At 50.7% G+C, this 21,585-nt stretch carries 19 protein-coding genes; 2 read left to right on the top strand and 17 right to left on the bottom strand.

Annotated elements, in window-relative coordinates; translation table 11 throughout:
• Window positions 1-96 precede the first annotated feature (96 nt).
• The 15 genes from fabG to H8S18_RS05245 all read right to left on the bottom strand — a co-directional run bounded on the left by fabG (window position 97) and on the right by H8S18_RS05245 (window position 17,125).
• The gene (gene fabG / locus H8S18_RS05315) at window positions 97-828 is read right to left on the bottom strand and encodes a 3-oxoacyl-[acyl-carrier-protein] reductase (RefSeq protein ID WP_186857262.1); all 732 of its coding nucleotides are present in this window, start codon (window positions 826-828) and stop codon (window positions 97-99) included.
• A 366-nt stretch (window positions 829-1,194) separates the two neighbouring features.
• On the bottom strand, window positions 1,195-2,118 hold the full coding sequence (locus tag H8S18_RS05310) for an ACP S-malonyltransferase (protein ID WP_186857261.1): 924 nt from the start codon (window positions 2,116-2,118) through the stop codon (window positions 1,195-1,197).
• Between the two features lie 77 nt (window positions 2,119-2,195).
• Entirely contained in the window at window positions 2,196-2,414 is a 219-nt protein-coding gene (locus H8S18_RS05305) for an acyl carrier protein (protein WP_066523299.1), read from the bottom strand.
• Window positions 2,415-2,470: 56 nt separating this feature from the next.
• Window positions 2,471-3,421 carry a 3-oxoacyl-ACP synthase III family protein gene (locus H8S18_RS05300; RefSeq protein ID WP_186857260.1) on the bottom strand — a complete coding sequence of 317 codons (951 nt, stop codon included), beginning with the start codon at window positions 3,419-3,421 and terminating at the stop codon, window positions 2,471-2,473.
• Between the two features lie 421 nt (window positions 3,422-3,842).
• Window positions 3,843-5,780, bottom strand: coding sequence for an aconitate hydratase (locus H8S18_RS05295; RefSeq protein ID WP_186857259.1), 1,938 nt, complete (start codon window positions 5,778-5,780; stop codon window positions 3,843-3,845).
• A gap of 150 nt (window positions 5,781-5,930) precedes the next feature.
• The gene (locus H8S18_RS05290) at window positions 5,931-7,235 is read right to left on the bottom strand and encodes a uroporphyrinogen decarboxylase/cobalamine-independent methonine synthase family protein (protein WP_186857258.1); all 1,305 of its coding nucleotides are present in this window, start codon (window positions 7,233-7,235) and stop codon (window positions 5,931-5,933) included.
• A 34-nt stretch (window positions 7,236-7,269) separates the two neighbouring features.
• A complete protein-coding gene (locus H8S18_RS05285) occupies window positions 7,270-8,349 on the bottom strand; it encodes a uroporphyrinogen decarboxylase/cobalamine-independent methonine synthase family protein (protein ID WP_186857257.1) in 1,080 nt (359 codons plus the stop codon).
• A 29-nt stretch (window positions 8,350-8,378) separates the two neighbouring features.
• On the bottom strand, window positions 8,379-8,774 hold the full coding sequence (gene rbsD, locus H8S18_RS05280; RefSeq protein ID WP_186857256.1) for a D-ribose pyranase: 396 nt from the start codon (window positions 8,772-8,774) through the stop codon (window positions 8,379-8,381).
• A 54-nt stretch (window positions 8,775-8,828) separates the two neighbouring features.
• Window positions 8,829-10,106: a hypothetical protein gene (locus H8S18_RS05275; protein ID WP_186857255.1), complete on the bottom strand. Its 1,278-nt coding sequence runs from the start codon at window positions 10,104-10,106 to the stop codon at window positions 8,829-8,831.
• A gap of 11 nt (window positions 10,107-10,117) precedes the next feature.
• Entirely contained in the window at window positions 10,118-11,608 is a 1,491-nt protein-coding gene (locus H8S18_RS05270) for a sugar ABC transporter ATP-binding protein (protein ID WP_186857254.1), read from the bottom strand.
• Between the two features lie 10 nt (window positions 11,609-11,618).
• Window positions 11,619-12,599 (bottom strand): ABC transporter permease, encoded by a 981-nt coding sequence (locus H8S18_RS05265; protein WP_186857253.1) that lies wholly within the window; start codon window positions 12,597-12,599, stop codon window positions 11,619-11,621.
• A gap of 86 nt (window positions 12,600-12,685) precedes the next feature.
• Complete coding sequence (locus H8S18_RS05260) at window positions 12,686-13,729, bottom strand: substrate-binding domain-containing protein (RefSeq protein WP_186857252.1); 1,044 nt, start codon at window positions 13,727-13,729, stop codon at window positions 12,686-12,688.
• Window positions 13,730-13,880: 151 nt separating this feature from the next.
• Entirely contained in the window at window positions 13,881-14,936 is a 1,056-nt protein-coding gene (locus H8S18_RS05255; RefSeq protein WP_186857251.1) for a LacI family DNA-binding transcriptional regulator, read from the bottom strand.
• A 54-nt stretch (window positions 14,937-14,990) separates the two neighbouring features.
• Complete coding sequence (locus tag H8S18_RS05250; RefSeq protein WP_186857250.1) at window positions 14,991-15,875, bottom strand: ribokinase; 885 nt, start codon at window positions 15,873-15,875, stop codon at window positions 14,991-14,993.
• 11 nt (window positions 15,876-15,886) lie between these two features.
• The gene (locus H8S18_RS05245; RefSeq protein ID WP_186857249.1) at window positions 15,887-17,125 is read right to left on the bottom strand and encodes a uroporphyrinogen decarboxylase family protein; all 1,239 of its coding nucleotides are present in this window, start codon (window positions 17,123-17,125) and stop codon (window positions 15,887-15,889) included.
• 416 nt (window positions 17,126-17,541) lie between these two features.
• Between H8S18_RS05245 and H8S18_RS05240 the strand changes: the two genes are divergently transcribed.
• Complete coding sequence (locus H8S18_RS05240) at window positions 17,542-17,811, top strand: hypothetical protein (RefSeq protein WP_186857248.1); 270 nt, start codon at window positions 17,542-17,544, stop codon at window positions 17,809-17,811.
• Between the two features lie 199 nt (window positions 17,812-18,010).
• On the opposite strand, the gene H8S18_RS05235 is transcribed toward H8S18_RS05240, so the two are convergent.
• On the bottom strand, window positions 18,011-18,595 hold the full coding sequence (locus H8S18_RS05235; RefSeq protein ID WP_186857247.1) for a hypothetical protein: 585 nt from the start codon (window positions 18,593-18,595) through the stop codon (window positions 18,011-18,013).
• 182 nt (window positions 18,596-18,777) lie between these two features.
• On the opposite strand from H8S18_RS05235, the gene H8S18_RS05230 reads away from it, so the two are divergent.
• Entirely contained in the window at window positions 18,778-19,374 is a 597-nt protein-coding gene (locus H8S18_RS05230; protein WP_186857246.1) for a TetR/AcrR family transcriptional regulator, read from the top strand.
• A gap of 473 nt (window positions 19,375-19,847) precedes the next feature.
• Here the strand turns inward: H8S18_RS05230 and H8S18_RS05225 are convergent, their stop codons facing one another.
• Window positions 19,848-21,575: a COG1361 family protein gene (locus H8S18_RS05225; protein ID WP_186857245.1), complete on the bottom strand. Its 1,728-nt coding sequence runs from the start codon at window positions 21,573-21,575 to the stop codon at window positions 19,848-19,850.
• Between the last annotated feature and the right edge of the window lie 10 nt (window positions 21,576-21,585).

The raw sequence follows: 21,585 nt of genomic DNA, 5'->3' as shown, positions 1-21,585 counted from the left end.
GGTATTTCACCGGGAACGCGCCGGACGAAAGCGTACATCCCGGTACGCCGAGATCAGCGCGGCACCAAAAAATCCAAAATCCGCCGTGCAGATATGTCACATATACATGCCGCCGTTCACCGACAGCACATGCCCCGTAATATAGGACGCCTGGTCGCTCGCGAGAAACGCGACCGCGTCTGCAATATCCTTTACCGTGCCGCCGCGCCGGAGCGGAATACTTCCCAGAACCTCCGCGCGCGCCTTTTCGGGCATCGCGTCTGTCATGGGCGTTTCTACGAAGCCGGGAGCGACTGCATTGACGGTGATATTCCGCGAGCCAATCTCCTTGGCGAGGGATTTCGTAAAGCCGATGATCCCTGCCTTAGAGGCGGAATAGTTCGTCTGCCCCCCCTGTCCGGAAAGCCCGACCACGGAGGCCATGCTGATGATCCTGCCGTGCTTTTGCTTCATCATATAAGGCACCGCATGGCGGCAACAGTTGAATACGCTTTTAAGATTGACATTTATGACCGCGTCAAAATCCTCTTCCTTCATGCGCGCAAGAAGTCCGTCACGCGTGATCCCCGCATTATTGACGAGTACGTCGATGGTACCGAAGGTTGCCACCGTCTCTTTCATCATCGCTTCCACTTCGCTGAATTTGCTCACGTCGGCCTTAATTGCAACGGCTTTTACGCCCTTTTTTTCGATCTCCGCTACCGTGCCCGCGTAGTCTTCCTCCTCGAACAGGTAGTTGACCACGATATCATATCCTTCTTCCGCGAGACGCAGGGCAAGTTCCCTGCCGATGCCGCGCGAAGCGCCTGTAATGAGTGCTGTGCCCATATTTTTATTCCTCTCTTTCCATAACGCACCTTCCGGTGCTCCGGGAAAACTATGCTGCAGTTCCGATTTTTCTTCCGGGCAAAAGAACCGCCGAATTATCATAATTTACCTGCCGCCTTCGGCCCGGCAAAACCGGACGTTTCATATGTTTTCCCGGCAATTTTCTGCTATATTCTATTTCATTTCACCCCAGGACGCGCGTCCTACGCACTCGCTGTGCCCGGTATGCTCCGCTATCTTTCTTTTATGGCGAAATTCACCCTGCGCGTTCCCGTCCATGAAATAGACCAGTTCCTGACGACGCCTTTTAGATTAGAAAGGCTTATTCCCCAGGTATTCTATTTTTTCGTTTTGTAAACGGCAGGATCATTTCAGCGCATCCACCGTTTTTTCGTAAGATTCAAAATCATTGATATTATAAGTCGCCGCTTCCTTGCTGATGCGTGATACAAAGCCCGCAAGCGTCTTGCCCGGGCCTACCTCCACGAACGTATCCGCGCCCGCTTCAAGCATCGCACGGATAGACTGCTCAAACAGCACCGGATTCGCGGTCTGCTCCGCCATGACTGTTTTCATACCGGCGGGGCTATATGGTTTGCCCGTCCGGTTCGCATACAGCGTGAACTGCGGTGCGGCGAAGTCCATCCCTTCAATCTTTTTATAGATATTCTGTGCCGCCTGCTGCATGTGCGGCGAATGGAACGCCCCATTCACTGGGAGTTTCATACATTTTATTTTGTTCCCTTTGCAGTATGCCATCATGGCTTCGATACGGCCTGCATCGCCCGCCACGACTGTCTGCCCGGGACAGTTATAATTTACAGGCAGGAGTACGCCGTCTTCCCGGAACTGTTCCGCAAGCTGCTCTACCTCGCCTGCGGTCTTACCGAGAACAGCCGCCATCGCGCCGCCATGGTTTTCCGCCGCTTCCTGCATCCATTCCGCACGCAGGAGCACAAGGCCGAGTGCTTCCTCGAACGAAAGCACGCCCGCCGCCGCAACCGCAGCATATTCCCCCAAAGAGAAGCCCGCCCCCATATCCGGCCGGATCCCGGCGGAAGCAAGCGCCGCCCATGCGGCAAAATCTACTGTGAACACAGCAGGCTGCGTATTGATCGTCTGGTTGAGCTCAGCCTGTTCGCCCACGAAGCACAGCTCCGCAATTCCCGGACATACCGTTTCGGCCCGGTCGAAGATATCACGCGCGGCCGGAACATTATCGTACAGGCTCTTGCCCATTCCGGTTTTCTGCGCTCCCTGCCCCGCAAAGAGCACCGCTAATTTACCCAAAGTCACATTCCTCCAAAAGATAGCAGACAGACGCAAAATTAAATTTTGCGTCCGCCCTTTATCCGTTTATCGCATTCTTATTTATTGTCCTCAATGTATTTCACAAGGTCTGCAACGCTTTTCAGGTTCTCCGCATCCTCAACGGAAACATCGAATTCTTCTTCAATATCCATCACGATCTCGACCATGTCGAGCGAATCGATTTTAAGGCTCTCGAACGTGGAATCCATCGTGATTTCGTCTGCGTCGATGTCCATTTTGTCGCTGATAATTTCGGCAATCTTTTCGTAGATCATTTCATTTTCCTCCATAAGAAAACAATTTATTTTTTATTTATTACGCTTTCGCGCTGTTACCATTCATAGACCGCGCATCCGGAGGAAAGCCCTCCGCCAAAGCCTGCGATCACAAGCGTATCGCCCTTTTTGAGCATGCCCTTTTTGTTCATCTGGTCGAGCGCGACCGGAATGCTGGCCGCCGACGTATTGGACGTATCGTCGATATTGGAATAAAATTTATCCATCGATACGCCGAGCCGCTGCGCGATCGTTTTCGTGATGCGGTAATTCGACTGGTGCATCAGGAACCAATCGACGTCCTCCGAGGTTCTGCCCGTCTCTTCCAGTGCCAGACGGATCACCCGTTCGGCTTCGCGCGTCGCGAATACATAGACCTCGCGTCCTTTGAGCGCCGCATAGGACGGCTGCACCACTCCGTCTTTGAGCGTGTTCATACCGTTGATCGTGATGAGCCCTTCCGTATCCGGCTTGGAATACACTTCAAAATATTTCATATTGTCGCCGCTCTCGATGACAACCGCTCCCGCGCCGTCCCCAAACAGGATACAGCTCGCGCGGTCTTCCATATTCATGAAACGCGAAAGAGTCTCGCTGCCGCACACAAGAAACGGCTTGCCGCCCGGTTTCACAAGCCCCGACGCCGCCTTGAGCGCAAACATAAAGCCTGTGCACGCGGAATTGACGTCAAAGCAGACGGCTTCCTGAATCCCAAGCTCCCGCTCGATTTGGCTGGCAACGGAAGGAACACCCATTTCATTTGTAACGGATGCGACGATGATGCCGCCGATATCGTCTTTCGTGATCCCCGCTTCCTCCATCGCGGTATTTGCCGCAATGACGCACATGTCCTTGTTCCACATGCCGTTTTCTACATAATGCCGGCGCTTGATCCCCGTCCGTTTGGTGATCCATTCGTCCGACGTATCTATGATCTTTTCAAAGTCCTCATTGGTCATCACTTTTTCGGGCAAATAACTGCCCGTGCCCATGATGTGTATACTCATAATTCCTCCTACCTCATAACGCGCCTTCCGGTGCTTTGGGAAAGCTACACTGAAGTTCTTATTTCCCTCCGGGAAAAAGAGCCACTGGACTGCCACAATTTGCCTGTCGCCTATGGCTCGGCCAAACCGGGCATTTCATGTACCTTCCCGGCGATCCCCTGCCAGAGGTTGTTTCATATCGCCCCGGCGCGCCTTCTACACTCGCTGCGTCCGGTATACTTCGCAACCTTTCGCCTGCGGCGAAATTCACCTTGCGCGTTCCCGCCCATGAAACGGATCTATTTCTGACGGTCTTTGCTGAATAGAACTACAATTCCTATATCAAGCAAAATTAAGACAGTATAATGATATTCTAATCTTTAGTAAATGTCAATAAAAACGAAAGGACGGCGGGGCGCCCCGCGCGCCCCTGCTGCCGCCTTTATGACTGACTGGCATTTTTCGTGTAGTTGAGGAGCCCGCCTGCAAGCAACATATCGCGCAGGCGCGGTGACGCGTCGAGCACGACTTCAAAATCTATGCCCTTTGTCTCGTCCTTCACACGGAACCGGTCTTTTCCTTCCACATTTTCACGGACGCATGTAAGCTTCAGTACGTCGCCCTGGCTGATCTGGTCGTAATCCGCTTCATCGGCAAACGTGAGCGGAAGAATCCCGTTATTAATAAGGTTTGCCATATGGATACGCGCAAAGCTCTTGGCAATAACCGCCTTGACCCCGAGGTACAGCGGCGCAAGCGCGGCATGCTCACGCGAGGAGCCCTGCCCGTAGTTCTGCCCTGCAACGAGGATCGATTTTCCCGCCTCCTTCGCGCGCGCCGGGAACGTTTCATCGACCGGCGTAAGGCAATGGTCCGCAAGATACGGGATATTGGAACGGTAAGGAAGCAGCTTGGCGTTGGAGGGCATGATATGGTCTGTGGTGATATTGTCCTCCATTTTCAGCATCACTTCCGCTTCGATTTCGTCCGCGAGGGGCTCGTGCTTCGGGAAAGGCTTGATATTTGGTCCGCGAATGACCTCTACATCGGCCGCGCACTCCGCCGGCGGAATGATCATATTATCGTTCACATCAAATTTCTCCGGCATCTCCACATCGAGAATGGAAAGATCCGGAAGCTCCAGCGCATCGGACAGATAGCCGTTGATCGCTGTGACCGCCGCCGTTTCCGGGCTGACGAGGTAGACGCTCGCGCTCTTCGTTCCGCTGCGTCCGAAGAAATTACGGTTGAACGTCCGCACGGATACGGCGTCCGTTGCCGGAGACTGCCCCATACCGATGCACGGCCCGCACGCGCATTCGAGGATACGCGCGCCCGCGTCTATCATATCGGCCAGCGCACCGTTCTTCGCAAGCATATTCATGACCTGCTTGGAGCCGGGCGAAATCGTGAGGCTGGTATGCGGGTTCACCGTTTTACCTTTCAGGATCGCCGCTACGCGCATCAGATCGCGGTAGGAGGCGTTGGTGCAGCTGCCGATGCACACCTGGTCTACTTTGATCTTGCCGATCTCCTCGATGGTCTTTACGTTATCCGGGCTGTGCGGCATTGCCGCCATCGGCGTAAGCGCTGAAAGATCGATCACGATATGCTCGTCGTATTCCGCGTCCGCATCTGCCGCCAGGGGCGTAAAATCCGCTTCACGCCCTTGTGCCGCGAGGAATTCCTTTGTCACTTCGTCGCTCGGGAAAATAGAGGTGGTCGCGCCGAGTTCAGCCCCCATATTGGTAATTGTCGCACGTTCCGGAACGGAAAGGGTTTTGACGCCTTCACCGGTATATTCGATGATCTTGCCCACGCCGCCCTTCACGCTCATCACGCGCAGGACTTCGAGAATCACATCTTTTGCGGATACGCCGGGACGAAGCTGCCCTTTGAGCTCCACATTGACGAATTTCGGGCAATTCAAATAGTACGCGCCGCCGCCCATCGCGACCGCGACGTCGAGGCCGCCCGCACCGATCGCGATCATGCCGATGCCGCCGCCCGTAGGCGTATGGCTGTCCGAGCCAAGAAGCGTTGCTCCCGGCACGCCAAAGCGCTCCAGATTGACCTGGTGGCAGATACCGTTCCCCGGGCGGGAAGCGTAAATGCCATGCTTCTTTGCCACGCTCATAATATAGTTATGGTCGTCCGCGTTTTCAAAGCCGCTTTGCAGGGTATTGTGGTCGATATACGCAACCGAGCGTTTCGTCTTCACGCGGTCGATGCCCATCGCTTCGAATTGCAGGTAGGCCATCGTACCCGTGGAATCCTGCGTGAGCGTATAATCGATGCGGATGGAAATTTCACTTCCAGGGATCATTTCCCCTGAAACCAGGTGATCGTTCAAAATCTTATATGCCAGTGGTTTTCCCATTCTCTGTTCCTCCATACTTTAATACGAATGATATGATACGGTGTTTATTTTATACGTTCGGCGTGGTTTTTTCAAGTGGAACGGCCGATATCCCCGGCATAAAAAATACGGCGGAGCGGTCCTGCACTCCGCCGCAGGTTGTTTTTTCGTCTACAGGCGCCCGATCTCTTCGCGCACAATCTGTACCCATCGCGCCGCATTGCCGGGATTTCCTCCCAGCGTGTTATTGTCCTTCATGATGATTTCGGGGATGCAGCCTTTGGTTGCGTGTAGGGCGCGGCGGACATCGCGCCGGGCCGCCTCTTCTTCCATCACAGGAAAAGCGAGTACGTTTGGATTCGGCTTTACCGACGCGACGTACCGTTTTCCCAGCAGCTCAGGAATCTTTTCCCAATCCGCCCACGGGGAACAAGACACCCTCCGCAGGCGCGGGAGCTGTTTCACATACTCCCAGCGCGGGTCGAAGGGTTCGCAGCACCCGTAACACATGAGCCCGAAACGCTCGGCAATTTTTTTATGGTAGGGGAAAATAAATTCTCCATACAATTCGGGCGAGATTGCCGTGGTTTCCTGGCTTTCCACGAAGCCCCACATATCCCTTGCCGTAACATGCTTCCGTTCGGCAGGCAATTCTTTGGTAAAACCGAACCCTCCCGATCCTACGTAAGTATTTTCGGTATTGAGCGGCAGCAAATTTTTTTCCTGCAACCCTTCCAGCCTGGAAAGCAGCCCGCTGCATAAAAATTCCATCATCCGATGCACCCATTCAGGTTCAAGCAGAAAATCGCACATGAAATCTTCAAGGCCGCGCAAATTAATATAATCCCATGTCATGCCAAGCGTCCACCACCAGGTCGCCTTCCGGCGCACATGCAGGAGGTCGCCAAATGTACTTTCCGCCAGCGCTAGGAGCTTTTCCGATTCCTTTTCATCAATGATGACCTCTGGAAAATGCAGCTTGGGAAAATCGGTTTCGTAGCTGCCTACCACCTGAACCACTTTATAGGCTCCGCCCTGTTCGCCGCCTTCTTTTTTCAGATCTACACCCCAACCTGTCGTTTCATACGAATAGGGGACGTCAAAAAAATGATCGATCACCTTATCGTCGCGCATAACTTCAAACCAGTAAATTTGTTTCAGGAAGTACATTTCCCATACGCGCGCCAGCGGATCGGCGCATGAAAGGCCGGATGCGGGAATGCATTCGTTCCACCCGTTTTCCGGATCAATAAAAACAAGCGGCTGCGACGTTTCAAGGTCGTTGTGGCGCGTCCATAGTTCCGCCTTTTCCCGCTGCACGGGCAACGCGGCAATTTCAGCCACTTTCCCCGCAAGCGAACGCAGCCGCTCTTTTTCCGCCGCGGTGAAACAAAGCGCCGACTGCATTGTTTTTATATCGGGAAAGCCTGCCGCGGTCTGTTGAGTCGCAGGGTCAATCCTGTTCAGCAATTCCATCGTATTCCTCCACATACCCGTTCAATCTTAGTCATCAGCGAAATTTTTCTATTTTCTCCAACATCGTTTGGGCTTCTGTCCGCGTCATGGGCGCAGTCATGATATTAATTCCTGCAGAGCCAAAGCGTTCCATCACCTGCGGTACTTCTTCCGCTCCTACTTCAACGAGCTGGAGCGCTTTTCCCGCCGATAGTATTTTTTCGTAAATCCCATACCAGCATGGGTCTCCCCCGCCCGGCAGCCCTGCCTGCGGAGACCATTCCACAGCGTTCAGGCTATTTATAGCAAGCAGCGAGTCCAGATGCTTCACAGCCTGCGTGCCATCCAAATGATACAGCGTATTTTCCATTTTGTTGCATATATCCGTAAGGTAGGGCAGTTCGAATTCATCGAACATTGCCCGGGAAATAAGCGCCGATACATCGCATTGTACTTGCGTCGTTTTCCCCGCGCCCCACAGCGAAAAATATCCGAATACCATACTCCCGTCTTCCCGCTTCACCTGTTCATAGATGAGATCGAACGCTTCCAGATAGGCCGTATGAATTTGTTCCAGTTTTTCGTGTACCCACTTTGGCTCCAAAACCAGATCCATCATCAGCGGTTCGGCGCCGCGGATCTGGTAAAGGCAATCAAGCCCCGGAGACAACGCAGCCGCCCCGGCGAAAAAGTATTCTTCATATTTTTTGAGTTCCCGCATAATGGCCAAATTGTGCTGCCACCAAATATTTTTTTCATTGAACACAAGGGGCCTGTCTTTTTGGGAATCGTCCATAAAGGGATGATACCAGACAGTATCCTTTCCAAAGCCTTCCCCGCAGCCGAGATAAGCGGCAAGCGCCGCCGTGCCGTAGTCGGACATAGCAACAGGTATTGTGTCCCCTAAAAAAATAGAATTTTTGACTTTCCGGAGATTCTCCCCGGCATTAAAGGCTTCGTCCGTATGAAATCTCTCGTAATAGCCCGTTTCGTCCGATACGGCTTTCCAGTTGGCATTATCATACTCATCCGCGTCTATATCTGTGGCGACGCTTACATTGACTACGCTTTTTTCACCGCGCCACCAGCCGTCGTAATTTTCCCGTGCCTTTTGGTATTTCTGAAGCAGGCTCATGCTCGTCTCCTTCCCCCCGGGTTATTCCATTAAAATGTAACTCCGGACTGTAATATGACATTTGAAAATCCGGTGCATTCGCCGGTCCGTACGACGGCACGGCAGTCTTGTGTCTTTTCCTTAAATTGAACGTGTGGCACCTCGTGGATTACAAGGCCGGGAAACCTTTTGGTTATTTCCCGATACATCACTGCGTTATGATCCTTCATTTCAGAGGCGATGGTGATTTTTTCCACCTTCAGTTCCGTGAGCACCGCGTCGAGCACTTCCAGAAAGCTGGGGATTCCCTTCGACACGGCAAGGTCAATCCGCTGTACTCCTTTGGGAACGGGCAACCCCGCATCTCCGATGCAAAGCATATCTGTGTGTCCCATTTCCGAAACCACACTCGACAGCATGGAGTTTAACAATTCTGTTTTTTTCATTTCACATCACATTCCATTCTTATATAATGTAGGTTCTTGCATCCCTATATGGAATTATCCAAATTCCTCTGCTGTTTCGACGGCAATATCTGTCCAGCGCTCGACACGTTCGGGATGCCCGAACAGCGTGATGGTATCCCTCAGGCAGCACACCACATGGCAATCCTTTGTCTTTTCAAAGCCTTCCCGCAATCTGCTGCGGATGATTCCTTCGTCATAAACTGCGATAACAGAACAATTCGGCTTCCATGAAAATACATAATTCCCTTTGATTTTTTCCGCCGCAACCTCAAGATCCGCACAGTGGCTCACCGATACTTCGCGCAGGTTCTCAAAAGTTTGGAAAATATTGTCCCATTTTTTATCATTCGGTTCACAGCATCCGTAAGAAAGCAAGCCAAAATCTTCCGTCATGCGCTTTTGATAGGGAAGGACAAACTCAGCATGCATTTCCGGCGAGACCTCGGAGAATTCCTGTGCCATGGAGTATCCCCATAAGTCCCGGTAGCGGACATTCCGGCCATCAAAACCGGCCTGTGGAAGCTCTCCTGAAATGGAGAGGCCGTTGGAGCCGAGCGGCGTATTTGCAGCCATGACATAGCTCATATTGTTGAGCCTGAGCCAGCCGTGCTCCGCTACCGTATGTTTGTACCCGATAATCCCTTGCGTGATCAATTCCATCGCTTCATGGACAAACTCCGGCGCAAGCACCATATCCATATAAATATTTTCCATTCCACGCAGCTCGCACAAGACATCAATGGCGCTGTAGCCCCATCCTTTTACATAACTGTCCGTATCGGAAGTGGTGGGAGCGCCCTGCTCTACGCGCAGGATTCCCGCAAAAATTTCACTGAGCAGTTCGTACTGCTCGTTCGCCTTTTTTTCATCCACCGATATAAGCTCCGGTTTGCGGATTTTCTTCAGGTCGCTGTACTCTACGATCACCGGATGAAAGCATTCTGACCGGTGCCTGTCACCGGAATAAGGGCGCTTGCGGCCTTCATACCAATCCGAAAAACGGTAGTTCAGCGGAGCATAGAGCACCGGCTCTATTATTTCGTCGTCCCGCAGATGCCGCGCGCGGTAGAGCTGCCTGAGCAGGAACAGCTCATATTCCCGGAGAAACGGTTCCTCTACCTTGCAATCCTCATACGAAACCAGTTCCTCCCACGCTTCCGTAGGCAACGTACATAAAATCAGGGGGCGTGTCTTTTTGAGCGCGTTCTTTTTTTTCCATAGTTCCCTCTTTTCTCCCCACTTGCCGTCTTCCGTTACATCCCGCAATTTTTTTGCAAGCGTCCTGAGATATTCTTTTGTGCTCCCTGTCATACTTGTCCTCCTCAACCAATTGCGGCGGCATATCTCATAACGGCTTCTTCCGTTGCTTCTTCCCGCCTGAGTTCTCCCGTCACTTTTCCTTCGTGCATGACGATGATCCTGTCGCAAAGCGCCAAAAGCTCCGGAAGTTCTGAGCTCACCATAATAACTCCGATTCCTTGTGCCGCGATGCTGCGCAGGATCGCATATACCTCTGCTTTTGCGCCGACGTCAATACCGCGTGTCGGCTCGTCGCACAAAAGGATCGTCGGGTTGTTGCTGATCCACCTGGCGATAACGACTTTCTGCTGATTACCGCCGGAAAGGGACATAACGGAATTGTTTACATCTCCCGCCTTGATGGCATATTTTTGAATCATTTCGTTCATCAGGCCGTCCGAGGCTTTTTTCTGAATCAATCCGCCGCGGATTACATCTTTTAAAACCACCAATTGCGCATTTTGCTTGATTGACATTTCCGCGATCAGCGCGTCATCCCGCCTGTTTTCCGGGATCAGGCCGATTCCATGCCGAATCGCGTCCGCCGGATTTTTGATGTGCACCGGGTTGCCCATGATACTGATTTCCCCAGAGTCCAGCTTCGTATCTCCGAAAAGCGCCATGAGTACTTCGGTACGCCCCGCGCCGACAAAACCTCCGAGCCCCAGTATCTCTCCCCGTTTCAATTCAAAGGAGACATTTTGGAAATTTCGTCCTTGACATAAGTTTTCGACCTTCAACAACACTTCGTCCGTCGCATAGCTTTCCACGGGCAGCGTATTATCAATATCCCGGCCGACCATCAACGTAACCAACTGGTCCATCGTTACATTCGAAACATCATCTGTTTTGATATAATGGCCGTCCCGCAGGATCGTTACCCGATCCCCCAGTTCCATAACTTCTTCCAGCCTGTGGCTGACATAAATAATGGTCGTTCCCTGTTCTTCTTTCAGCTTTTTGACGACTTTGAACATAATATCCCGCTGGTCGTTCGTGAGGGCGGCGGTCGGCTCATCGAGAATCAGGATTTTCGGTTTAAAATAAACTGCTTTTGCAATTTGTATAATGGATTGCTCCGCAATGCTGAGCGTTTCGACGAGCTGCGTTGGGCGCAACTTAAGCTTGAACATATCGAGCAGTTCCTGCGTCTTTTCGTTCATATAGCTTTCATTGATGAAAAGCCCCTTCATGCTCTCCGGGGAACCCATGAAGATATTATGGGCGACGCTCATATTCATGCACAGCGGCACTTCCTGATGAACAACCGCAAAGCCAAGGTGCCCGGATTTTTGAATCGTATTTATTTTCTGTGGTTTTCCTTCCATCCATATCTCTCCGGCGGTTGGCGTAATGACGCCGCCGCAGATATTGATCAGCGTAGATTTTCCCGATCCATTTTCCCCGCAGAGGCAGTGTACCTCGCCTTTATGGATGGTAAAGGAAACATTGCTAAGGGCAGTTGTGCCGCCAAACTTTTTCGTTATGTTTTTGAATTCAATATAGGGTTCCATGGCGGCCTCCTCACTTGTTTTTGCCTGACTGTGTGATCCATGTGTCCAGCAGCACTGCCAAAATGATGACGACGCCGATGAACCCTGTCTGCCAAAATGCCGGTACGCTTAGGAGTACCATGCCGTTTTTGATCACGCTCATGATAATCGCGCCGATCAGCGTCCCGAGAATAGTACCGCGTCCGCCGGTAAGCGCCGCCCCGCCAAGGATTACGGCAGCGATTACATCCATTTCACGTCCCGTTCCTGCCGTTGTCGGCACGGATTTCAGATAGGCGATGCTGATTATGCCTGCAAAAGCGCACAGCGCGCCGCACAACATGAAGGATACGATTTTTACGCGGTCTGTATTGATTCCACCCAGCATGGCCCCTCTTTTATTCCCGCCTGTCGCATAGGTGTCAAAACCAAACTTTGTTTTCGTCATGACGACGTGCGCGATCACGAACATAACGCCCATGATGATGACCTGAACCGGAATCGGCCCGATATTGCCGCCCATCTGGAATACCCAGCTATTGAGGCTCTGTTCCGGAAACGCACTGATGCTCTGTCCGCCTGAAATTCCGTAGGCCACGCTCCTGAAAAGCTGCATTGTTCCGAGCGTAACAATGAATGCGGGCATGCGCGCTTTGGTGGAAAGGAACCCGTTCGCAAAGCCAATGCCGCAACCCATGCCAATGGATGCTAAGAAGGCCAAAGTCGGGTCTGCGCCTGATTTGATGATGAGCGCCGCAAGCATAGCAGACGCGCCGAAGATTGAACCGACAGAAAGGTCGATTTCCGCGGACACGATGACAAATGTCATGCCGATTGCCATGACGCCGATTTCAACCGTCTGGCGGACCACGTTAATCAAGTTAATTGGATTTAAGAAGGAAGGCGACGCAATCGACAAAACAACGACAATTGCCGCAAGCACCATTAACACGCCGAATTCCCTGAATGTTTTTCTTTTTTTTCTTTCCTGCAATTCCACACTTTTTTCCATATCGCTACCTCATGGTTTTTTATTTTCCGGGCCGGCCGCAAATGGGGCCGGCCCGGAACACTCACGCTTTATCTATGCCGCTTTTCTTATTCCGGCTCAACGCTGTCTACATTTTCAGCCGTTACCATGAACGCACCCGTATTGATATCCAGAAGCTGAGAACCGTATACTTCATTCAGGTACATTTCAACTATCGGGTAATATCCCTGAAGGAATGGGTTCTGCCCCACCGTGGCCTGCATGGCGTTGTTTTTGATGTGGGCGAGCGTACCTTCCGTGAGGTCAAATCCGCCGCCGTACACCTTGCCCTGCAAGCCCTGGGATTCTACAAAAGTGCCGATTGCTTCGCTGTATACGTCGACTCCTATAAAAGCCGTTACGTCGGGATGTGCAAGATACGCGTTCTCAATAACACCAACCGCCTCTGTAAGGTCTGAACCAATGTCAACTATATCGACATATTCAATGTTGGGATATTCCTCTTTCGCCCGAAGAATTCCGTTCGTCCGGTCGATCAGCGAAGTATTTGTAGGCGCGCAAGTCGTAATAATAAATTTCCCTTCGCCTTTCATGACATTTTCAAACATATATTTTCCAAGCTGATAACCAGCATCTTCTGAGTCCTGCCCCACAAATGCTTCACGTCCGCAATCCGGGGAATCTTGATTGGTCCCGACAACCGTTATTCCAGCATCCTGCGCTTTTTTTATAACATCGTTAAAACCGTCCGGATCCCATGTGACCGTTGCGATCCCATCATAGTCTGCAGCGATACAAGATTCGATCATGTTGACCTGATCCGTCAGGTTATCCGGCGTTGGCGGAGCCATAACATCCACCGTAATCCCAAGGTCTTTTCCCGCCTGAATGGCGCCTTCCTGAATCTTTGCAAAGAAGGAACTGTTGAGCGCATGCAGCACCAATGCCAGTTTTACATCTTTTGCCCCTGCCGTCCCCGTTTCGCCAGACGCATCTCCGGCTGCCGAAGCATCCGCGGCGGGAGCCGCCGTTTCTGTCGTGCCATCCGCCGGCGCCGCAGGATCCGTATTCGGAGCCGGCGCGCTTGTGCAGGACACCATAAATGCCGCTGCCATTACGATGCACAGAACCATAGCCAATACTTTTTTCATTTCTTTTTCCTCCTCGTTTGAGATAGATTGGTTTTCTGGATAATCATATCCAAATTGATTTTTAAATTTATTTGTGCGGAGCCGCGTGTCTGCCGCATACAAAAAACAGTGAACAGATATAGTCAAACGTTTGACTAAAATGGTAAATTTTTTAGGCAGTTTCCCGTACAATCAATTCAGGCGTTATCACAATGGATTTCTCCGCCTCTTCAATGGGTTCTTTGTTGATGGTTCTAATCAATAATTCCGTTGCTTTCCGGCCAATTTGGTACTGCGGCTGGGATACTGTGGTAAGAGCGGGAAGAAACAGCTTGGCAATCGGGATATCGTCATAACCGACCACACTTATATCCTCCGGAATTTTATAGTGTTCCTCCACCAAAGCGCGCATGGCGCCAAGGGCAAGCATGTCATTGACCGCAAAAAGCGACTGGAACTCAACCTTTCGTTTTAGAAGCTCCCGGACTGCATTGTAACCCTCGTTATAGGTACCAAAGTCCGTTACGACAACAAGGTCTTCGTTATACGGAAGTCCGTATTTTTCAAGCGTTTTCCGGTATCCGTACATCCTGTCAAAGAACGTACTGATCAGGGTAGAATAGGTGATCAGCGCAATGGGCAGCTTTCCCGCTTGAATCAGGTGCTCCGTCGCCAGTTCCCCTCCTTTTACGTTATCCACATAGATTGAACCGCTGCCGCTGCCCGCAGAGCGGTCCAGCGTTACGACCGGTATTCCCAAGCGATCCAGGTTTAATTTTTTGTTTTTGCCTGTTCCCGCGAAGATCAGGCCGTCGATCCTCTGGCCAAGCAAGCTTCTTAGATTGCTGATTTCCCGTTCTTCCGAGTTAACGGCGTCGCACAAAATGACATTGTATTTATATTCGTACGCCGTACTTTCGATGGCTTTCAGTATGTCGATAAAAAACATATCGCTGAGATTATTTACCATCACGCCGATTGTATTGGTGGAATTCGTCTTCAAGCTCCGGGCAACTTTATTCGGTGAATAGTTCAGCGTTTTTACCGCCTCATAAATTTTGGAGCGTGTTTCTTCCTTGACTTTTTTCTTTCCGCTCAATACGTATGACACGGTGCTTGGAGAAACGCCCGCCCTTTTTGCAACGTCTTTTAGTGTTATCATTTCATTGTTTGCTTTCGTTGTTTCGATCCTGCCATTGGGAAATCCTATTGAAGTTACCCTTACCATACCATATTTCTTTTCATGAATCAATCGTTTGATTCATTTTTCTTTTCCATCTTGCTAAAAAGTTTCACGCAAGACTTCTTCCAAATTCGGAATCGATCCGGCAGCCCCTTTTCGTGTCACCGTAATTGCGGAAGCCCGCGAGGCAAGCCGCAGGATTTCCTGCGGTTCCAGTCCTTTTACAATCCCATAGGTAAAGTAGCCCAGAAAAGTGTCCCCCGCGCCAGTCGTATCTACCGCTTCCACCGGAAATGCAGCCTGGCGGTATACGCAGTTTCCGTCATAATATACGGAACCGAGCATTCCAAGCGTAAGAAGTATCTGCGCGGACGGATAGCGGGAAAAAATAGTTTCAAGGATTTTTTCCGGGTCTTCTGTCCCCGCGATCCCCGCTCCTTCAATTTCATTCAAGACGAAATAATCGACCAAGTCCAGCGGGAGATTTCGTATCTCTTCATCAAACGGCGAAGGATTCAGCATCACCGTCATTCCGGTTTCATGCGCTTTTTGGATGATATATGCCCCGTTATTGACCTCATTTTGCAACAAAAGAATGTCGCCGCATGCGCAGCCGCCAAATACACCGTCAATATGATCCTTCCCAATCATACGGTTTGTCCCGCCAAATACAATAATACAGTTTTGCCCATTCGGGTCCACCTGAATCACCGTATGCCCGCTCGGCGCATCCTGAAGCTTTATAAAATCCGTATTGACGCCGTTTTGGCGGAGGGTATCCACCAGAATCCCACCATCCGGCCCGACACTGCCCGCATGGTATACGGGAAGCCCCGCACGCGCTGCCGCAACCGATTGATTCAGCCCCTTTCCGCCGCTATAAATCCCGCGGCCGCTGCTGGCGATCGTCTCGCCGGCACATACGAAATGCGGCACATCATAAACATAATCAACATTAAGCGAACCAAAATTCAATACTTTCATCTTTTTTATCCTCATGCATATTCACGTACCGCCCGGAACATTGCTACGATATTCTGCGGCGGAACATTTGCCATAATATTATGTACTTGCTGGAATACAAAACCGCCATCCCGGAACATGATATCCAGGTTCCTGAGGACATGTTCGCGTACCTCTTGCGGAGTACCATTCGGGAGGACGTCCCGCGTGTCGCATCCGCCGCCCCAGAAAGTAATATCTTTTCCATATTTTTGTTTCAGCGTTTTGAGGTCCATCCCCTCGCAACTGATCTGCACAGGGTTTACCGCATCCATTCCCGCATCAATAATATCGGCGAGAAGCGGTTCAATTCCGCCGCACGAGTGCAGGCAAAGTTTAAGGTGTGGCTTCAATTTTTTCGCGTATTCCCACAAAGCCGCGTGGCGCGGTTTGAAAAACTCACGATACATTGCAGGCGAAATTTGCGGGCCAACCTGCATGCCGAGATCGTCCCCCACGCCAAGCACATCAAGCTCATCGCCGCAGGCCGCAAGATATTGTTCCAGGTTTTTCATATGGATTTCAAGCATTTTATCCAGGAAATTATGCATCATTTTGGGTTCAGCCGCAAGATTATAGAGCGCCTGATCCATTTTGAAAACAAACTGTGCGGCTTCATAAAAATTAGCTCCGAACAGGCCGTATACCGCTTTATCCCATTTATGCGCCAAATCTTTCGCACTTTTCTTCCTCTTCTCCAGATCCGTTCCGTTGTAGCCAAAGGGGGCGGGCGGAGCGCCGACTTCGAACCACATCACATCGTGCATCTGGTCTTCTAAATCGGAAAAATCATCGCCCGCATCGTTTTCCCGTGGGAAAGCCGTTTGTTCGAAATAGAGGCATCCTTCCTTCTGGATCGCAATGGGCTTTCCTTTGGCGTTATACATCAGCGTATCGGCTCCCTGTTTGCGCAGATCGACAAAGGCCGGTATTTTGACTTCGGTGCCGTCTTCCAGAACCCAGTCCTTCCAATAGCTGGTATCGAGTGAGAAATCCCTTCCTAAGTCAATCACGTCGATCCCAAACAACTCAATGATATCTTCTCCCGGGATCACAAGCTGCTGGATGACGTCATATACATAGAGCGTTCCGGGTTCAAGGCCCAAATATTCCCGCAGATTTTTATATGCATGGACTGAAAAATTGCTTGACCGATGTCCGCCGCAGTCAATGGGAACTCTATCGGGTTGTTTGTGGTTTAACGTTTGACTAATTCGTTCTTTCGAATTCATTTCTGATTCCTCGCTTTCACAAATGCTTATTCGTTCAATATATCGGCATCAACGGCATTACAGAGTTCGCAGTTCCAAATTATAATTGTTCGAAATATTGGCTTTTTATGCACAAATCATTGGCTTTTGAATGTGACTTTATTATAGTATCGCCCTGGCGGAGTTGTCAAGAGCTATTTCAATATTTCCCACTCTTTTATTTATTTTCGGAATGAATCCGGCACCAAAAAAGCATGGTGAGAAACCCAAATTCAGTCAAACGTTAAACCTGAAACTATATTCTTTTTTCCCTTCGCACTTTCATTTTTTTCTTTCTTTCGATATAATGGAAAAATAACACCGGCCTTGAGGACAGTTCGGATTTCCCCAGCCGGATGGGCTGGAAAATATGCAGAAGCAAGCAAAGGATGGACAATATGCTGACATTATGGGGTAAACTTTATCAGAATGGTAAGACGGTCAAGGCAGACACTTTTACAAGTAAGAAGAGCGATATGTCCGCGGCAATTCTGGAATGCATCGAACATTTTGCCAAGGAATTCGATATCGAAGTGCCTATGTGGCACACAAACCACACTAAGCAGTTGGGTCTCTTCCGCAAGGCAACTTTCAGGCCGGATGACTTTGTAGATCAGTTCCCGTATGAGAAGTTCGAAATTCAGATAATCGATTCCGATGAACCGTAACGTACCGGAGTAAAAAAACTTTGCTCCATTTTTTTACATGAAAACGGAAGCATCTGCCTCCGTCCTGCAGTTTCTCTTATCCTGGCATGCCGCACTTCCATTCACCCCCTCGAAGTTTAGGCGCTTTTTTCTACTCTTCCCCCATCGGGTCTGTGCTGGAAGCCCAGCCTTTTTGTCTTTATAACCTCCCGCAGCAGATTTAGAATGGAATCAAAATAGCGATCGATGAAAGCAATGCAATGAGCGGCAGGACGCTCCCAAGGAGAAGCTCCGGCCATGTATGCCTCCCCATGCGGAGCGACGCCCAATAAACCAGCGCTAAGATAGGCAGCCCAAGCAAGGCGGCGGATCCCAATAAATAGACCAGCAAGGCAAGCGGTCCTGCCACGCCGCACGCATGCCCGCTTGCTTTGATTTTAATTCCCTTATTGAACAGCAGGATCAGGCAGCCGGAAAACAGGTAGGCGAGGTAGATAAGCATCAAACGTTCCGGCACTGCAGCCGCAAGGGCGTACAAAATGCCCGCCACATATCCGATGACCGCCATCCATATAGCGAGCCTGCGCTGCCCATCCCGTCCCTTATCCTTCCATCCCGGCAGGACTCGCTGTAGCGGATACGCCAGCAGCGGTAGAACAGTCAGAAAAAAAACTGCCGCACCATAATTGCCGGTTCCCCCGAATAATTCCGGTTGTATCCCAAACAAAATACTAAGAGCCAGAAGCGCCATGATGGGTGCGAGCGTAAGCACGCGGACAATTTTTTCTACCGGTCTTTTTTTCATCCACTTTTCCTTTCCGCACACAACATCCGGGCTGCGGCGAAATCCCTGCCTCATTTTTTCTGACGAATTGTCTTATATTTATACATGTGTTATATTAATATCCAGGACATAAAGTAGCAATCACACTTCTAAAATGTATGTCATTTATTATTACAAAAAACAGAAAGTGTATAAAAATTTTTATGGAAGACAAACGAATTATTAAAACAAAACAGAACTTGAAACGCACCATGATCCAGCTTCTTTCCCGCGTTCCCTTTGAGAAGGTAACAGTCTGCGAGCTGTGCCGTACCGGAATGACCAGCCGCATCACATTTTATACACACTACGACGATAAATATGCGCTGGTCGAGGATATGTTCCGTGATTATATCGACGAAGCCGTGCGGGACTACCACAGGCTGCAGGCAGAGAATAATCCATCCCATACAGCCCTTCAGGGATACTACAATATGCTGGACTGTATTTTAAACCTCTATTATAATAACCTGGCGTTTTTCTCCCGGACGTCCCCGGAGAGGAACCCGTATTTATATTCCGCTTTTTACCATCACATTTTTTGCAATGTCGATGAATATATTCGCAGGCACAGCCGCCAGATGACAGCCAAATATCCTTCGCGGCAAACCGCCGCCTTGCTGTGCAATGGCCTGTGGGGCGTAATCAACGAATGCTACGCGAGCGGAACATCGCGGACAGATATGCGAAGGGATATCCGGTCTATGTTTCACGATATTTTGGTTTCTCCCCTTTTTCACCAGAATGGCGGATCATATTAACCGGATTTTATTCCGCCGCGCATACAAGCTCATACTATTCACATAGCAGAACCTGAACTTTCACTTGCCCGATATATCCGCCTGCACGGCGCAGGAAAATAAATTTCTTTGGAAAGAGTCCTTTTTTATAGGATTTGATCTGGGATCTGGCTATACCGTTCTAAAGGAACCGCTATGGAGGGCTGCTTTTTCGGCAGGCATGATCCTGCCGCAGTTAAACTGGCTTGGCCACGCGTACCCATGAAATAAAACGGCCTCCTGACACTCTCAAACGAATTGCCGAACATATCGCGTATCGTGGAATATACCGGGAGCGTGTATACAGGATACCGGGCCGCTGCCATTTTAGGGATATTGCCTGCAAGCAGTTCGGTTGAAACGAAAAAACGGTATGGCGTTATCCGCCATACCGTTTCAAAATCTATCCGTCTTACGAAGCCTCCATGAGGGGCTGCATCCAATCCGGACTGATATCAGAATTTATTCCTGTCACTGTAGCCTTTTCCGCCTTTTTTAGGAATAGGCGGTCTTTGCTGCTTCTGTCTCGGCGCCTGCGGACGCTGCTGGCGCGGCTCAATCTCCTCACGCGGCATTTGAGCCCGGGAACGCTGCTGTTGCTGGCGCACCTGCGGCGGGCGTTCCTGATAATGCTGCTGGGCGCCAGGACGATTTCCGCCATTTCCCTGCCGCGGACGCTGCTGCGGGCTTGGGCCGCCATCCCTGCGTTTGCCAAACGCGGTATAGCCGGCCTTCTTATTCTTGTGGATAAATACGCCGAGCGTAATCGCGACTACCGCAATGGCGATCACCACAATCAGCAGCAGGATCAACATCGTGCTCATCCCGCCGAACGCCTGCTTTACAGTGACCGTGGCAGGCTGCTGCGTCTGCGATTCAAGCTTTGTTCCATCAGGCAGCTCCCCGGAAATCGTAAATACAAAGCTTGTCGTTTGATCCACCTGAATTGACTGCGTGATATCCTGTTCCGCCTCCGTCATCGAAGGAATCGCAGCGATCTGGCCGAGAGTCGCCTCTGATATGACGATATTTTTAATCTCCTGTCCCGTGCTGTTCTTGACCTTGAATGTGAAATCCACCGGGCCGGCCTTGCTGACCTCGGGAATAAACGCAACGTCCATTGTAAGGGCACTCGTAAGGTCTATAGTATCTACCGTAATTTCAACGGGATCGGAAGCAGCTTTGACGCTGTTGCCGTCCGCATCCTCTGCCGTCGCCGTGAAAACAAAATTCGTTGTTTCCTGCAAGGCGACTTCCAAAGTTCCTTTGGCTGCGCTGCCCGCTTCAAGCTGCGTGCCCGTAAAGGTAACTTTGTTGCCGTCCGCATCGGTTACTTTCAGGTTTTTGAGGTCTTCTGATCCGTGGTTGCGCACCGTTACTTCAAATGAGACCTGTTCGCCTGCCTTTACCTGCGTATTGTTCGCTGTGGCAACAACTTCGAGTGAATCCGCTTCCGGAGTTGCGCTTGCCTGCGCTTCCCCGTCAATCGTGACGGATACCGTGCCTGCCTTGGCGGTTCCTTTTTCTCCATCCGCCGTATAGCTAAATACAGGTTTTACATCAATGCTTTCGTTGAGCGGGGTTTCCCATGTCATGATTTTGGTCTCGCCCGGTTCAAGCGAAAACGTTTTTCCAAGCTGATCTCCGTCGGAGAGCGGGGGAGCTTTGAGCGACGCTTCTTCGAGTGTCACGTTCCCTTCGTTTTTCAGCTTGAAGGTAAACTTTACTTTTTCGCCTTTTTCGATCGTGTCCTTGGAGACGCTCGCAGTTGCGGTTGCCGCAACGGTTGATTCCTTTTTGGCAATTGTGAGCGACTTCGTCTTAACCGTTTGGCTGTTTCCGTTCACATCTGTAAAAGTTGCCGAGAAAGTCAAGTCCGTATCCAGCATGTCCTCGGACACGTACCATTCGTTATCCGAACGCGTCCCCGCATCCCCGGCTGAAATGCTGCCGATATTTTCGGAATCATCCCCCGGGAAAATGACCGTGACATCGTTGATTTCGGAATCCGTGTCGTTTTGTACCGTCACCTTGACGGACACCGTGCCCGCCCCGGTAAGAGAGCTTGGGCTGACGCTGGCCGTAATCGTTACCTTCCCTTCCGCAAACGCCGTAGCGCTCATGGAAATACATAGGGTGACTGCCAAAATGGCGGTGAGCAGAATCGATACTATTTTCTTCAAACCAATTTAC

The sequence above is a fragment of the Christensenella tenuis genome (assembly GCF_014287795.1).
GTDB classification, from domain to species: Bacteria; Bacillota; Clostridia; order Christensenellales; family Christensenellaceae; genus Christensenella; species Christensenella tenuis.
This window is presented reverse-complemented; position numbering and strand designations above follow the sequence as displayed.